Here is a 15,182-nt window from a genome sequence, read left to right as displayed (position 1 = left end):
GTCACCGGACGGGCGCCGCCGCGGGGGCGCCCGAGGGGGTGGCGGAGGGGGCGGCAGGAGCCGTGGCGGACCCGGTCGGCTCGGGCTCCGGGGTGCAGGTGACCTCGTCGCGCGGGGTGTAGTGGGTCTTGAAGTCCTCGCGCTTCACCTCCTGGCCGCCCTGCACGAAGACGCGGCCGACGGTGACGTCGAAGCCCTCCAGCGGGGTCTGGACCTCGCAGAGCGGTCCGCTGCCCGTCCGCTTGCCGGGTTCCGTGATGTTGGTGCGCGGGCCCTTGGTCGCCCGTATCTCGTCGTACTTCTTGGTGCCGAGGAGGGTGATGGTCAGCGAGGTGTCGGTGGACGAGGCCTGGACGTAGAGCGGGTGTCCGGAGTCGTTGATCCAGCGCAGGTCGAGGGTGCCCCACGCGACGGTGGCCTCCCGGCCCTCGGGGTAGCGCTCGATGTAGAACGAGTGGGCCCCGTGCTCGACGGGCTTCAGGCCGGCGAAGAAGACCGCGTTGTACATGGTGGTGGCCACCGCCGAGACGCCGCCGCCGGGGGATTTCACGTACTGGCCGTCGTTGATCATGATTCCGTCGACGAAGCCGTTCTCCGGGGTGCGCTCGCCGACCGTGCGGTTGAAGCTCCACTCCTCCCCCGGCATGACGACCGAGCCGTTGATGAGCTCCACGGCCCGGCCGATGTTCGTGGTGCGGTACGGGGCGGCCGGGAAGTCGACGGTGAAGGAGGAGACCTTCTCCTTGATGCCGAGCCGCTGCGCTTCGGCGCTCGTGAGGTCGGGCTGGACCTCGACGGTGGGGACCTCTGCGGTGCGGGCCGCGCCCGAGCGGGTGAGCAGGGGCAGCACGGCCTTGCCGAGCGCCGCCTGGGTGACCTGGCGGCCCGCGTCGCCGGGGTCCCCGAGGACCACGCGGCCGTCCGCGCCGACGCCGAACCCGGCGTCGCGGGGGATCCGGGTGGCCTCCCCGATGGGGCCGGCCACGGCGGGGTCGGCGAGCAGGCCCTTGGAGTCGAGGGACGGCACGAGCCGGCTCGCGCCGTCGACGGTCATCTTCAGGTGCTCGCCGAGCACGGCGGGGCTGATGGGTATGCGCGTGCCGTCGACGGTGAGCGTGACGGGACCCGACATCGCCGGGCGGGCGAACTGCCGCATGGCCCGTCCGGTCTCCTCCGCCCCGATCCGCGGCTGGGTGTGCTCGACGGGCAGCGCGACGGGGCCGGCGTCGGGCCGCAGGTACGCCTCGCGGAGGGTGTCGAGGGCCCGGTCCTCGATCAGGGAGACCCCGGGCCGGGCGGCGACGGCCTTCGCCGTGCCCTCCTCGAAGGCGATCGATCCGTCCCGGACCGGCTGCTCGGCCGACGCGCCGATGCGGTCGATCGCGGCGCGGCCGGTGGGCTCGTCCAGGCGGACCACGGGCTCGAGGTCCCGGTCGCCGGAGGCGAAGAGCCCGCCGATGACGGCGACCGGCCCGTATCCGGTGCGTTCGGCGCGGTCGAGGGTCGCCTCGGTGTCGAGGGACAGCCCGAGCTCGGCCGGAGCGGCGCGCTCGACGCGGTCGCCGATCTTCAGTACGAGCGGTTCCTCGGCTCCGGGTCCGAGCGATCCGGCCAGCGCCTGCCGCGCCTCGGCGCGGCTCATGCCGCCGATGTCCACGCCGCGCACGCGCGTGCCCTGGGCGATGTCGCCGCCGGTCGCGAGCCCGGTGGCGTACAGGCCGCCGAGGCCGAGTACGGCGGCCCCGCCCGCCAGGGGCAGGGCTATGCGCCAGTTGCCCGTCCAGCTGCCTGCGCGTCCCATGTCACTCCCGGCCGGTATACGACGATTCCGGGAAATAATGATCCCCGGAAAACGCTCGGTTTTGGGGCGGATGTAACTCTTGTCACGAACCGGACATCGATGGACCCAGGCGGGCCGGGGAGGACGCCGAGGGGGTCAGGAGGCGCGGGGCGCCCGAGCCGTCGGCGGGAGCGGTCCACAGGTCGGTGCTGTCCGGGGCGCCCTCGGTGGGCAGGGCGTAGGCCAGGGTCTTGTCGTCGAGCCAGAGGGCCTGGTCGTCAACGCTGCGCTTCTCCGCGAGCGGGTGCTCGCGGAGCGTCGCCAGGTCCATGACGTGCTCGCGCCACAGCGAGGCGCCGGCCCGTACGCGCTTCTTGTACGCGATGCGGGTCTCGTCCGGGGACAGGGACGGGCATTCGACGTTCTGCGCGAGGGTGGTGACCGTACGCCGCGAGATCGAGCCCTTGACCAGGTGGGTCTGGTTCGCGGTGCTCAGGGTCGCGTAGAAGGTGTCGTCGTCCTTGGCGAAGGTCACCCCCCAGAAGTTCACGTCCGCCGCGCGGTACTCGCGGCCGTCCATGAGGACGGTGAACTCCTCCAGGTTGGCTTCGAGACGCCAGTCCCGGGTGTCCAGGATCGCGGTGCGGGTGGAGAAGAACGCGGCGCCGTAGGACTCGCCGGAGACGAAGACCGTCCAGGCGGCGAACCGTCCGCTCGGCGAGACCCGGGCCCGGCTGGGCGTGCCCGCCAGCGGGAAGCTGCGCAGCGTGCGCAGCTCGGCGTCGACGATGAGGGCCTGGTTGTCCTGTGCGAGGGCGCCCGGTGCGGAGCGCAGGCACACGCCGGTGCCCGCGGCGGAGTGGAAGCGCCGGCAGCTGAGCTCGGAGGCGGTGCGCTCGGCCTGCGGGGCGCCGGCCGGTACGGAGGCGAGGGCGCCGCGGTGCGGGCCCTGGGCGGCGTTCACGAAGGCCAGCCGGTCCGGCCCGCCGAGGGTGAGGCCGCCCGCGGCGACGGCGGGGCCGCCCTGCTGCGGCCGGTCGTCCCGGGCGGCGGCGCGCAGGACGAGCGCGGCGGCCAGGGCCCCCAGGAGCACCACGGCCGCGGTGAGTACGAGCAGGCGGCGCGGCAGCGTCATCGGGGGGTTCCTCGGCTTCCTCGGGGGCGTCGGGACGGGTCGGGCGGGCGCAGGACGAAGGCGGCGACGGCCGCGCTGCACAGCAGGCCGGCCGCGGCGGCGGCCAGGGCGGGGCCGGTGCCCCAGAACGTCCAGGCCGCGCCGAAGGCCATGGAGCAGCCGAAGCGGGCCAGGGCCTGGCCGGTGCCGACCAGGGCCAGGCCGGTGGCCCGCAGCTCCCGGGGCACGACGGCCCCGACGGCGGCGGGCAGGACGCCGTCGGTGGCGGCGTAGAACATGCCGTGCAGGGCCAGTACGAGGAAGGGCAGGGCGGGCCAGTCGGGCGCCCACAGCAGCAGTCCGTACCCGGCGAGCAGCAGGGCGTGCCCGGTGAGGAACACGCTGCGCCGCCCGATCCGGTCGGCGAGGGCCCCCGCGGGGACGGCGAGCAGCAGGAACACGGCGGCGGTGCCCAGCGGCAGCAGCGCGAACCACTGGTCGGCGATGCCGGTGCGGCGCTGGAGCAGTAGGTAGACGAAGGCGTCGCTGACGGTGGTGAGGCCGAGCAGAGCCGCGCATCCGGCCAGGGCGCGCAGCCGGGGCAGGCGCAGCAGGGCCAGGGCCTCGCGCACGCCGACGGGCCGCGCCGCCTGGGGGCCGGCACCGGCTGCGGGACCGGCACCGGCACCGGCTGCGGGACCGTCCGCGGCACCGGCGCCGGTTCGGCCGGAACCGGACCCCGGTGAACCGGCGGTGCCCGGTACGAAGAGGATCAGCACCACCACGCCCAGCGCGGCCACGCAGGCGCTGACCCCGAACACGGCGTCGTAGCCGTCGACCGCCACGCTCAGGATGAGGAAGGCGGCGAGCGGGCCGAGCAGGGCCCCGGTGGTGTCCATGGCCCGGTGCACGCCGAACGCGCGGCCCTGTGCCGCGGCGGGTGTGGACAGGGAGATCAGCGCGTCGCGCGGGGCGGTGCGCAGGCCCTTGCCCGTGCGCTCCAGCGCGAGGACGGTGCCGACCGGGCCGAGGCCGTGGGCGAACAGCAGCAGCGGTTTGCACACGGCGGACAGGCCGTAGCCGATGCCGGCGATCAGCTTGTGGTTGCGGACCCGGTCCGCGAGGTGGCCGCCGGTCAGCTGGACCAGGGCGCTGACGCCGTTGTAGACGCCGTCGAGCGCGCCGAACCCGAGGGGGCTGAGGCCCAGTCCGGCGATCAGGTACAGGGGCAGTACGGCGGTGACCATCTCGGAGGAGACGTCGGTGATCAGGCTGACCGTGCCCAGTGCGAGGACGGCGGGGGCGACCGACGGCGTCCGCCCGGGAACGCGGTCCGGCGCGCCCTGCGCCCCGGCGGGGGCGGAGCGGTCCGCGAGGTACATGGTCAGGAGCTCCTCGAACTCTCGTCCCGCAGCCAGGTGGAGAAGTCTCCGTTCCTGATGGCCCTGCGGGCCCCTCTGCGGGCGGCGAGAGCGGCCACGGCGAACACCACGACCCCGGGGAGCAGCCGCGGATCCGACCGCAGCAGCGCGCGCAGGTCGCCGGTGCCCGTACGGGCCGTCGGCGGGGGCGCGTCGGCCCCCTCGCCGCGTAACGACTCCTGGTGGCGCTCCAGTTCGGCGGACGAGGTCGCCGCGCGGATCCGCCGCCGGATCAGGTCGGACCAGGTCCGCGGCGGGTGGACGACGACCCGGGCCGCCGCGACCACGCGCCGCTCCCCCGGGCCGAAGGCGAGGGACGCGGCCAGGTCGTCGGCCATCAGCGGGGGCAGCGCGGCGATCCGCGCGTGCCCCTCCTCGGTCACCGCGATGACCCCCCGGCCGAACAGGCCCGCGCGGACGGCGGGCAGCCGCTGCCACACCCGGTAGTAGGCCCGCACCGGCCACGCGCAGCCGGTCAGCGGGATCTCCCGGTCCGGGGCGGCGGCCAGCAGCTCCGGGCTCCCCGCGAGCGCGGCGGCCAGGGCCCGTACCCCGTCGGCCCCGAAGACGACGTCGGCGTCCACGTAGAGGCGGGGGAAGCCCCGCGCGTGCTCGTCGCCGGTCCGAAGGGCCGCGTGTTTGGAGGGAGTCGGGATCTCCACCACCCGAACGCGCGGGCCCCGCTCCGCCGCCACGCGGGCGGTGTCGTCCGTACAGCCGTTGCACACCACGACGATGTCGGGCCCGGAGGCCGGGGCGCCGGACAGGAGGGCGTCGAGGAGGCGGCCGATGACCCGGCTCTCGTTGTGGGCCGGTATCACGATGCTGGTCACCCGGGAAGTATGCACGGTCGAACACTCGCTCCAGGCGTTTGTCGCCAACTCTCCCCGGGGGTAGGCCCGGTGGACTAGATTGACCGTCGTTACGGGGTGGGCTGCCTGGGGGAACACGCGGCCCGCCCGTGGCCGGACCGGCGCGAGGGGAGCGCCGGGCGGCCGGGGGGCGGAGGCACGCGGATGTCGCGGAGCCTCCATCGGTTGTGGGGGGCCATCACCGTTGAGCAGGTCACGCATGGGTCGCGCGGGCTTCCCGCCTGCCGTCGACGGCACGTCCTTCCCTCGCACGGGTCCCGGCCACGAAGGGCCGACGCGCCGGCCGGCGCGTCGCGCGGAGCGAAGGGGAACGCTGTGAAGGACACTGCGAAGGACGCCGCCGCCGTCGGGCCGGCGCCCACCGGACCGTTAGGCGTCGCCGTCGTCGGCGCGGGCTACTGGGGCCCCAATCTCGTCCGCAACTTCCAGTCCAGTCCGGAGTTCCGGCTCCGCTGGCTGTGCGACCTGAACGTGGACCGCGCCCGGCAGGTGCTGGGCGGCTACTCCACCGTGGAGGCGACCGCGGACTACGCGGCGGTCCTCGCCGACCCGGCCGTCGAGGCGGTGGCGGTGGCCACTCCGGCCGGAACCCATCTGGACGTGGCTCTGGCCGCGCTGCGCGCCGGAAAGCACGTCCTCGTGGAGAAGCCCCTCGCGGCCACGTACGAGGACGGGCTGAAGCTCGTACGGGAGGCCGAGGAACGCGGCCTCACGCTGATGTGCGACCACACGTACTGCTACACCCCGGCGGTGGGCCGCATCCGGGAGATGGTCCGCTCCGGCGAGCTGGGCGACATCCAGTTCGTCGACTCGGTCCGGATCAACCTGGGGCTCGTCCAGAAGGACATCGACGTCCTGTGGGACCTGGCCCCGCACGACCTGTCGGTCCTCGACTTCATCCTCCCGGACCACGTCCAGCCGGTCGCGGTCGCCGCGCACGGGGCCGACCCGATCGGGACCGGGCAGTCCTGCGTGGCGTATCTGACGCTCCAGCTCAGCACCGGCGCCATCGCGCACGTCCACGTCAACTGGCTCTCGCCGACGAAGGTACGGACCACCATGGTCGGCGGTTCCAAGCGGACGCTGGTGTGGGACGACCTCAACCCCTCCCAGCGCGTGGCGGTGTTCGACCGCGGCGTGGACCTGACGGCCCCGCAGGAGATCGGCGCCGACGAGCGCCGCGACATGCTCGTCTCCTACCGGACCGGCGACATGGTCGCGCCCGCGCTCGGCGAGAAGGAGGCGCTGCGCAGCATGGTCGAGGAGTTCGCCGCCGCGATCCGGACGGGCCGGCCCGCGCTGACCGACGGCCGGGCCGGGCTCAAGGTGCTGGACATCCTCGAAGCCGCCTCCCGGAGCCTGGAGTTCCGAGGCGCGGTCGTCGGACTGCGCACCGGACGCTGAGCGTTCGCGGCCCGGCCGCGGCCGGCGTGAGCACGTGCACGGCGCTCCGCGGCCGTTCGCAGCGATTCCGCAGACCTTCGCAGACCTTTCGCAGACCTTTCGCAGATCTTTCGCACGCAAGACCGTGACCGACTCAGTAGGGGCAGGGCGTTGAGCAGCGTACGAGGCAAGAGGATTCTGGTCACCGGAGGAGCCGGCACCATCGGCTCGCACCTGGTGGACCGGCTGGTGGGCAACGGGGCACGCGAGATCGTGGTGCTCGACAACTTCGTGCGGGGACGGGCCGCGAACCTGGCCCGCGCCCTGCCGAGCGGCGTGGTGGAGGTCGTCGAGGGCGACATCCGGGACGCCGCCGCCGTCCGCAAGGCGACGGAGGGCGCCGACCTGGTGTTCCACCTCGCCGCGATCCGGATCACCCAGTGCGCGGAGGAACCGCGGCTGGCGAACGAGGTGATGGTCGACGGCACGTTCAACGTGCTGGAGGCCGCGGCCGCCGCCGGGGTGGGCAAGGTGATCGCCTCGTCCTCGGCCTCGGTCTACGGGCTGGCCGAGACCTTCCCGACCACCGAGCGCCACCACCCCTACAACAACGACACCTTCTACGGGGCGGCGAAGGCGTTCAACGAGGGCATGCTGCGCAGCTTCCACGCCATGTACGGGCTGGACTACGTCGCGCTGCGCTACTTCAACGTGTACGGGCCCCGGATGGACATCCACGGGCTGTACACCGAGGTGCTGATCCGCTGGATGGAGCGGATCGCCTCGGGCGAACCGCCGCTGATCCTCGGCGACGGCACCCAGACCATGGACTTCGTGGACGTCCGGGACATCGCCAGGGCCAATCTGCTGGCGGCGGAGTCGGACCTGACCGACGAGGTGTTCAACGTCGCGAGCGGGACCGAGACCAGCCTGCTCGAGCTGGCGCTGGGCCTGCTGGAGGCGATGGGGGCGGGCCCGGACCTGGTGCCGGAGCACGGGCCGGCCCGCGCCGTGAACGGGGTGACCCGGCGCCTCGCGGACACCGGGGAGGCCGCGCGGCGGCTCGGCTTCACGGCGGAGATCGACCTGCGCAGCGGGCTGCGGGACCTGGTCGAGTGGTGGCGGGCCGAGCGCGCCGCCGACGCCTCGGGTACGGGTACGGGTGGCTCGGGCGGCGCGGAAGAGGCCCGATGAGCGCCGGTGCCGGGGCCCGGATCCCCGTGATGGTGCCCTGGCTGGGCGAGGAGGAGGCGCGGGCCGCCGCCGACGCCGTGCTCTCGGGCTGGGTCGCGCAGGGCCCCCGGGTCGCCGAGTTCGAGCGGGCCTTCGCCGAGCGGGTGGGCGCCGGGCACGGCATCGCCGTGAGCTCGTGCACCACCGCCCTGCACCTGGCGCTCGTGGCCCTGGAGCTGGGGCCGGGCGACGAGGTGGTCGTCCCCTCCCTGTCGTTCATCGCCACGGCCAACGCGGTGCGCTACGTGGGCGCTCGGCCCGTGTTCGCGGACGTCGAGGAGGCCACCGGCAACCTGACGGCGGCCACCGTCGACGCGGTCCGCACCCCCCGTACGAAGGCGGTGCTCGCCGTCCACCAGGGCGGGGTGCCCGCGGACGTGCACGCGCTGCGCGCGGCATGCGCCGACTGGGACCTGGCGCTCGTGGAGGACGCGGCCTGCGGCATCGGCGCGACCGTCGGCGGCAAGTCCGTGGGCCACGGCGCCCTGCTCGCCGCCTGGTCCTTCCACCCCCGCAAGGTGATCACCACCGGCGAGGGCGGCATGCTGACCACGGACGACGCCGAGTGGGCCGAGCGGCTGCGGCGGCTGCGCGAGCACGGGATGAACGTGTCCGCGGCGCAGCGGCACGCGAGCGGCACGCCGATCGTCGAGAGCTATCTGGAGGTCGGCTTCAACTACCGGATGACCGACATCCAGGCCGCGATCGGCCTGGTGCAGCTGGGCAAGCTGGACGCGATTGTGGCCCGGCGGCGGGAGCTGGCGGCCCGGTACACCGAACTGCTGCGGGCCGTCCCCGGCGTCCGCCCGGTCGGGGACCCCGTCCACGGCGAGGGCAACTTCCAGTCGTACTGGGTGCTGCTGGCCGGGGAGTTCCCGGTCGGCCGGGACCGGCTGCTCGGCGTACTGGCCGAGGCGGGCGTCTCGGCCCGGCGCGGGATCATGGCCTCGCACCTGGAGCCGGCCTACGCGGGGCACGGCGCGGCGCAGCTGCCGGTGACCGAGCGGATCAGCCGCGACTCGCTGATCCTGCCGCTGTTCCACACCATGACGCGGGAGCAGCAGGACCGGGTGGTCTCGGTGCTGCGCGAACAGGCCGGCGGATGAGCGGGCCGCAGGTCACCGAGGACCTGCTGATCGTCGGTGCGGGCGGCTTCGCCCGGGAGACGGCGCAGGCGGTGCGGGACGTGACCGCAGCCGACACGGCGCGGGGCCTCGCACCGCGGTGGCGGCTCGCCGGGCACCTCGACGACGATCCGGCCCTGCACGGCCGGGAGGTCGACGGGGTGCCGGTCCTGGGCGGCTCGGAGCGCGTGCACGAACGCCGGGACGCCCGCGTGGTGGTCTGCGTCGGCAGTCCGCGCGACTACGCCGTCCGGGCCCGCCTGGTGCGGCGCCTGGGGCTGCCCGTGAGCCGCTACGCGACGGTGGTCCACCCCACGGCGGCGGTGTCGGGCTCCTCGGCGCTCGGCGCGGGCTCGGTGCTGCTCGCGCACTGCGTCCTGACGGCCGCCGTCCGGCTCGGTTCGCACGTGGCGGTGATGCCGCACGCGGTCCTCACGCACGACGACGCGGTCGGGGACTTCGCCACGCTCGCCTCGGGGGTGCGCCTCGGCGGCGGGGTGCGGCTGGGGCGGGGGGCCTATGTGGGGGCGGGCTCACTGGTCCGCGAGTACACGACGGTCGGCGCCTGGTCGCTGACCGGTATGGGAAGCACGGTGCTGGCCGATGTGCCGCCGGGCGAGGTGTGGGCCGGCAGCCCGGCCCGGCGGCTGCGGGCCGCGGACGGTCCGGCGCTCGACGAGCTGCGCACCGATGGGGAGATGACCGGCCGGTGGCCGGGGACACGGATGGAGAGCCCAGTCGCATGAACCAGATACCGCTCGTCGACCTGAAGGCGGCACACGCCGAGGTGGCCGGGGAATTACGGGCCGGCTTCGACCGGGTGCTGGCCGACACCGCCTTCATCGGCGGTGAGGAAGTGCGCGCCTTCGAGCGCGAGTACGCGCAGTTCGCCGGGGTCCGGCACTGCGTGGGCGTCGCCAACGGCACCGACGCCCTCGAACTGGCCCTGCGCGCGAGCGGGGTCGGCGTCGGGGACGAGGTGGTGCTGCCCGCCAACACGTTCATCGCCACCGCGGGCGCCGTCGCCCGGATCGGTGCGCGGCCCGTCCTGGTGGACTGCCTGCCCGACAGCCTCCTGATGGACCCGCGGGCCGCGCTGGACGCGGTCGGCGAGGCCACCCGCGCGGTGGTCCCGGTCCACCTGTACGGACAGTGCGCCGACACCGCGGAGCTGACCGCCGGGCTGCCCCCGCACGTACGGGTCGTCGAAGACGCCGCGCAGAGCCAGGGCGCGACCCGCGACGGCCGCTCCCCCGGCAGCGGCGGGATCGCCGCGACCAGCTTCTACCCGGGCAAGAACCTGGGCGCGTACGGGGACGCGGGCGCGGTGGTGACCGACGACGAGGAGCGCGCCGACCTGGTCCGGGCCCTGGCCAACCACGGCGGCGTCGCCAAGTACCGGCACGACGTGGCCGGGTTCAACAGCCGCCTGGACGGTCTTCAGGCCGTGGTCCTGCGGGCGAAGCTGGCCCGGCTGGCCGGGGGGAACGCGGCCCGCCGGGCCGCCGCCGCCCGCTACGACGGGCTGCTGGGCGCTCTGGCGGCCGCCGGGCGCCTCACCCTGCCGGTGACGGAGCCGGGCAACGTCCACGTGTGGCACCTGTACGTCGTACGGGTCGCCGCGGGCGGCGACCGCGACGCCGTCGTCGGCAAGCTCAACGCCGAGGGGATCGGCGCGGGCGTGCACTATCCGGCCCCGGTCCACCTCACCCCGGCCTTCGCCCATCTAGGCCACGGCCGCGGTGACTTCCCGCACGCCGAACTGGCCGCCGACCGGATGCTCTCCCTTCCGCTCTTCCCGCAGATCACCGCCGAGCAGCAGCAGCGGGTCGTGGCCGCGCTCGCCGACGCCCTGCGCTGACGCCCCGTGCCGACGTAGACGATGAGGTCCAGATGAACAGACGGACGAGGCTGCTCCGGTACGGTCTCTTCACCGCGATCGCGGCCTTGATGGCCACGGTCCTCCCCCCGGCCTCGGTGGCGGGCGCGGCCGACCCCTGCGGTCCGGGCACGAACGCGATCGTGTGCGAGAACTCCAAACCGGGCACGCCGATGTCCGACTGGTTCGCGCCCAGCGCGTACGGCGACATCAAGGGTTTCCCCGGCCAGACGAGCGTCCAGGCCGGCGACACCGTGCAGTTCAGGATCCAGTCGCCGACGCCGTACCGCGTGTCGGTCTACCGGCTGGGCCACTACGCCGGCGACGGGGCCCGGCTGATGTCCACGGCCGCCCAGGCGGCGCAGACGTACCCGGCGAACGTCCCGCAGGGCGGCAACCCGGCCGCGTGCGCCACCAAGCCCTCCACCGGGCTGGTCGACTGCGGCAACTGGCCGGTCACCTCGACGTGGACGGTGCCGGCCGACGCCGTCTCCGGCCTGTACGTGGTCAACTTCGACCAGGCGGACGGCAACGGCGTGATGCCCTACCCGTTCGTCGTCCGCAACGACTCCAGCCGCTCCGACATCGTCGTGCAGACCAGCGACCAGACCTGGCAGGCCTACAACAACTACGGCGGCCAGGACCTCTACGACGGCGGCGGACCCGCCCCGGACGGGCGGGCGTACGAGGTCAGCTACAACCGGCCGATGGACATCGGCGGGGACAACGGGATCTACGGGTCCGAGTTCCAGATGGTCTCGTGGCTGGAGCGCAACGGCTACGACGTGAGCTACATGTCCGGGATCGACATGTCGCTGCGCGGCGGCACGCTGCTGCGCAACCACAAGGTGTTCATGTCCTCCGGGCACGACGAGTACTGGACCCAGGACCAGTTCACGAACGCGCTGAGCGCGCGCAGTGCGGGAGTCCACCAGACGTACTTCAGCGGCAACGAGGTGTTCTGGAAGACCCGTCTCGCGCCGAGCATCGACGGGGCCTCCACGCCCAACCGGACGCTGGTGTCCTACAAGGAGACCAAGCTGTCCTTCCCCCAGCCGAACGGCATCCCCGACCCGAGCGGGATCTGGACGGGCACCTTCATGGACCCGGCCAGCGCCACGGGCGGGCGGCCCTTCCAGCCGCAGAACCAGCTGACCGGCTCGATGTTCAGCGTGAACGGCTACCGCAGCGACGCGATCACCGTGCCGGGCACCTTCGCCAAGCAGCGGCTGTGGCGCAACACCAGCGTCGCGAACCTCACGCCCGCGCAGACCGCGACCTTCCCCACCGGCACCCTCGGCTACGAGTGGGACAGCGACGTGGAGAACGCCAGCCGGCCCGCCGGGCAGATCCAGATGTCCTCCACCACGGTGGACATCGAGGACGGCAAACTGCTGAAGGACTACGGCAACACCTACGGGAACGGCACCGCGACGCACAGTCTGGTCGCCTTCCGCGACCAGACCTCGCGCGCGCTGGTGTTCGGCGCGGGCACCGTGCAGTGGTCCTGGGGCCTGACCAACATGCCCACCGGCAATCCGGACGACACCGTGGTCACCGCGGACAAGCGCATGCAGCAGGCCACGGTGAACGTGTTCGCCGACATGGGGGTCCAGCCCAGGTCCCTGCAGAGCGACCTGGTCGCCTCCACCGCCTCCACGGACACCGCGGGCCCGGCCGTCACCGTGACCAGCCCCGCGGCGAACGCCACCGTGCCGGCGCTGCGGCCGGTGACCGTGACGGGCACGGTGGCGGACACCGGCGGCGGCGTGGTCGCCCGGGTGGAGGTCTCCACCGACGGCGGCACGACCTGGAAGAAGAGCACGGGCCTGGGGACCTGGAGCTACACCTGGACCCCGACCGTCCCCGGCTCCGTGCAGATCAAGGTGCGCGCGGTCGACGACAGCGTCAACATCGGCGCGACCACCACCGTGCCGCTGACCGTCGGTCCCCAGCAGTGCCCCTGCACCGTGTGGCCCGCCGCGGCCGTGCCCGGCACCGTCAACGCCGGTGACGGCAGCGCCGTCGAGCTCGGCGTGAAGATCCGCTCCTCGGTGGCCGGCTCCATCACCGGCGTCCGCTTCTACAAGTCCCCCGCCAACACCGGCACCCACACCGGCAGCCTGTGGAGCAGCACCGGCCAGCGCCTGGCCACCGGCACCTTCACCAACGAGACGGCGTCCGGCTGGCAGCAGCTGAACTTCTCCAGCCCGGTGCCCGTCAAACCGAACACCACCTACATCGCCTCCTACTTCGCCCCGAACGGCGGCTACTCCTTCGACACCACCTTCGCGGCCGGTGACGCGGGCCTGGCCCCGCTGACCGCGCTGAAGAGCGGCACCGACGGCGGCAACGGCGTCTACCGCTACAGCGCCACCGGCGGTTTCCCGTCCACCGCCTCCTCGGGCAGCAACTACTGGGTGGACGCGGTCCTGGACACCTCCACCGCGAGCACGACGCCGCCCACCGTCACCGCCACCTCTCCGCAGTCCGCGGCGACCGGCACGCAGATCACGGCGGCCGTCACGGCCACCTTCAGCACCGCCGTCGACGCGGACTCGCTGGTGTTCACCGTGAAGGACGCCGGCGGCTCGACCGTCCCGGGCACCAAGGTCCTGTCCGTCTCGAACCGCGCGACCTTCACCCCGTCCTCCGAACTCGCCCTGAACACCACGTACACGGCGTCCGTCCAGGCGTCCGACCTGTGGGGCAACGCCATGGCCGCACCGGTCACCTGGAACTTCACGACCAGCACGAGTCCTCCGACGGTCACCTGCCCGTGCACGCTGTGGAGCGGCAGCGCGACACCGAGCACCGCCAACGTGGGCGACGACGCCAACTCGGTGGAGCTGGGCACCCGCTTCCAGTCGGCGGTCAGCGGCTACATCACCGGCGTCACCTTCTACAAGGGCCCCGGCAACACCGGAACCCACACCGGCAGCCTGTGGTCCGCCTCCGGCACGCTGCTGGCCACCGGCACCTTCGGCAGCGAAACCCTGTCGGGCTGGCAGCAGTTGCAGTTCGCGACGCCCGTGCCCATCACGGCGGGCACCACGTACGTGGCCTCGTACCACGCACCGAACGGCAACTACTCGGTGGACGGCGGCTACTTCAGCGGCGCGCACCGCTCCTACCCGCTGGTGGCTCCGGCGGACACGCCCGGCAGCGCGAACGGGCTCTACAAGTACGGGGCGTCCACCGCGTTCCCCTCCCACACCTTCGGCTCGGTGAACTACTGGGTCGGCCCGATCTTCACCACGACGCCGCCGGCCGGCGTCCAGTCGGACGGTTCCACGGAGGTGTCCGGCCAGTGAGCACCGTCAGCGTGGTGATCCCCTGCTACAAGTACGGCCACTTCCTGGCCGACTGCGTCAAGAGCGTCCTGGACGAACAGGAGGGCGTCGACGTCCGGGTGCTGATCATCGACGACGCCTCGCCCGACGACTCCGCGTCCGTCGCGCGGGCCCTGGCGGCGGGCGACCCGCGGATCGAGGTCCGGGTCCACGAGCACAACCAGGGGCACATCGCCACCTACAACGAGGGGCTGCTGGAGTGGGCCGACGGGGACTACGTCGCCCTGCTCTCGGCTGACGACCGGCTGGTCCCCGGGGCCCTGGTACGGTCCGCCGCCCTGCTCGACGCACATCCGGAGGCGGGCTTCGCCTACGGCAGGCCGTTGCGCTTCCGGCACGGCGGGCCGCTGCCCGCGGCCCGTACGCACGGTACGGGGTCGGTCGTCTACCCCGGGCGGTGGTGGCTGGAGCGGCGGTTCCGGGAGGGCACCGGGTGCATCACCTCACCGGAGGTGGTCGTGCGGACCAGTCTCCAGCGCAAGGTCGGGGGCTACGATCCGCAGCTCCCGCACGCCGGGGACATCGAGATGTGGATGCGGCTCGCGGCGCACGCCGACGTGGGCTACGTGCGCGGGGCCGATCAGGCCTTCTACCGGGTGCACGGCGAGAACATGTCCACCACGGACTTCGGCGGGCAGCTCGACGACCTGCGCCAGCGGCTCGTCGCCTTCGACTCGGTGCTGGACAAGTGCGCCGGGCTGCTCCCCGAGGCCGACCGGCTGTCGGTCGCGGCGCGAACCCGGCTGGCCCGGTACGCACTGCGGCGCGCCTACCGCGCGTACGACCGGGGACGCACGGCGGTGGTGCCGGTGGACGAGCTGGTGGAGTTCGCCGCGCAGTGCCTGCCCGGCGGGTACGCGTCGCTGGCCGAGTACCGGGCGCTGGGCCTGCGCCGCCGAATCGGCGCGCGGGCCATGCCCTACCTCCAGCCGCTGGTGCTGTCGGCGGTGGCCGACCGGGGCCGCGAATGGCTGTGGTGGCAGTCGTGGAAGCGCCGGGGAATCTGATGCAGCGCCACCATCC

At 73.5% G+C, this 15,182-nt stretch carries 11 protein-coding genes; 7 read left to right on the top strand and 4 right to left on the bottom strand.

The window, feature by feature from the left end; translation table 11 throughout:
- Position 1: 1 nt before the first annotated feature.
- The 4 genes from ACTVZO_RS31665 to ACTVZO_RS31650 all read right to left on the bottom strand — a co-directional run bounded on the left by ACTVZO_RS31665 (position 2) and on the right by ACTVZO_RS31650 (position 5,148).
- A complete protein-coding gene (locus ACTVZO_RS31665; protein WP_443301580.1) occupies positions 2–1,801 on the bottom strand; it encodes a VanW family protein in 1,800 nt (599 codons plus the stop codon).
- An 82-nt stretch (positions 1,802–1,883) separates the two neighbouring features.
- Positions 1,884–2,915, bottom strand: coding sequence for a TolB family protein (locus tag ACTVZO_RS31660; protein ID WP_443301579.1), 1,032 nt, complete (start codon positions 2,913–2,915; stop codon positions 1,884–1,886).
- Complete coding sequence (locus ACTVZO_RS31655) at positions 2,912–4,276, bottom strand: MFS transporter (RefSeq protein ID WP_443301578.1); 1,365 nt, start codon at positions 4,274–4,276, stop codon at positions 2,912–2,914. Before ACTVZO_RS31655 ends, ACTVZO_RS31660 begins: the two co-directional genes overlap by 4 nt.
- Before the next feature lie 2 nt (positions 4,277–4,278).
- Positions 4,279–5,148 carry a glycosyltransferase gene (locus tag ACTVZO_RS31650; RefSeq protein ID WP_443301577.1) on the bottom strand — a complete coding sequence of 290 codons (870 nt, stop codon included), beginning with the start codon at positions 5,146–5,148 and terminating at the stop codon, positions 4,279–4,281.
- A 354-nt stretch (positions 5,149–5,502) separates the two neighbouring features.
- On the opposite strand from ACTVZO_RS31650, the gene ACTVZO_RS31645 reads away from it, so the two are divergent.
- The 7 genes from ACTVZO_RS31645 to ACTVZO_RS31615 all read left to right on the top strand — a co-directional run bounded on the left by ACTVZO_RS31645 (position 5,503) and on the right by ACTVZO_RS31615 (position 15,166).
- The gene (locus tag ACTVZO_RS31645; RefSeq protein ID WP_443301576.1) at positions 5,503–6,591 is read left to right on the top strand and encodes a Gfo/Idh/MocA family protein; all 1,089 of its coding nucleotides are present in this window, start codon (positions 5,503–5,505) and stop codon (positions 6,589–6,591) included.
- Positions 6,592–6,741: 150 nt separating this feature from the next.
- Complete coding sequence (locus tag ACTVZO_RS31640; protein WP_443301575.1) at positions 6,742–7,764, top strand: SDR family NAD(P)-dependent oxidoreductase; 1,023 nt, start codon at positions 6,742–6,744, stop codon at positions 7,762–7,764.
- Entirely contained in the window at positions 7,761–8,909 is a 1,149-nt protein-coding gene (locus ACTVZO_RS31635; RefSeq protein WP_443301574.1) for a DegT/DnrJ/EryC1/StrS family aminotransferase, read from the top strand. The genes ACTVZO_RS31640 and ACTVZO_RS31635 overlap by 4 nt, the downstream gene beginning before the upstream one ends.
- Positions 8,906–9,673: a NeuD/PglB/VioB family sugar acetyltransferase gene (locus ACTVZO_RS31630; RefSeq protein ID WP_443301573.1), complete on the top strand. Its 768-nt coding sequence runs from the start codon at positions 8,906–8,908 to the stop codon at positions 9,671–9,673. Before ACTVZO_RS31635 ends, ACTVZO_RS31630 begins: the two co-directional genes overlap by 4 nt.
- Positions 9,670–10,788, top strand: a complete 1,119-nt coding sequence (locus tag ACTVZO_RS31625) for a DegT/DnrJ/EryC1/StrS family aminotransferase (RefSeq protein ID WP_443301572.1) — start codon at positions 9,670–9,672, stop codon at positions 10,786–10,788. Before ACTVZO_RS31630 ends, ACTVZO_RS31625 begins: the two co-directional genes overlap by 4 nt.
- A 32-nt stretch (positions 10,789–10,820) precedes the next feature.
- Positions 10,821–14,120 (top strand): DUF4082 domain-containing protein, encoded by a 3,300-nt coding sequence (locus ACTVZO_RS31620; protein ID WP_443301571.1) that lies wholly within the window; start codon positions 10,821–10,823, stop codon positions 14,118–14,120.
- On the top strand, positions 14,117–15,166 hold the full coding sequence (locus ACTVZO_RS31615) for a glycosyltransferase family 2 protein (protein ID WP_443301570.1): 1,050 nt from the start codon (positions 14,117–14,119) through the stop codon (positions 15,164–15,166). The genes ACTVZO_RS31620 and ACTVZO_RS31615 overlap by 4 nt, the downstream gene beginning before the upstream one ends.
- The last annotated feature ends 16 nt before the right edge of the window (positions 15,167–15,182 follow it).

This window comes from Streptomyces sp. IBSNAI002, assembly GCF_052244475.1.
Classification (GTDB): Bacteria; Actinomycetota; Actinomycetes; order Streptomycetales; family Streptomycetaceae; genus Streptomyces.
This window is presented reverse-complemented; position numbering and strand designations above follow the sequence as displayed.

Coding starts and splice junctions, on each gene's coding strand:
- ACTVZO_RS31625 (WP_443301572.1), top strand. CDS start 9,670: ATGAACCAGATACCGCTCGTCGACCTGAAGGCGGCACACGCCGAGGTG.
- ACTVZO_RS31660 (WP_443301579.1), bottom strand. CDS start 2,915: ATGACGCTGCCGCGCCGCCTGCTCGTACTCACCGCGGCCGTGGTGCTC.
- ACTVZO_RS31665 (WP_443301580.1), bottom strand. CDS start 1,801: ATGGGACGCGCAGGCAGCTGGACGGGCAACTGGCGCATAGCCCTGCCC.
- ACTVZO_RS31620 (WP_443301571.1), top strand. CDS start 10,821: ATGAACAGACGGACGAGGCTGCTCCGGTACGGTCTCTTCACCGCGATC.
- ACTVZO_RS31655 (WP_443301578.1), bottom strand. CDS start 4,276: ATGTACCTCGCGGACCGCTCCGCCCCCGCCGGGGCGCAGGGCGCGCCG.
- ACTVZO_RS31630 (WP_443301573.1), top strand. CDS start 8,906: ATGAGCGGGCCGCAGGTCACCGAGGACCTGCTGATCGTCGGTGCGGGC.
- ACTVZO_RS31635 (WP_443301574.1), top strand. CDS start 7,761: ATGAGCGCCGGTGCCGGGGCCCGGATCCCCGTGATGGTGCCCTGGCTG.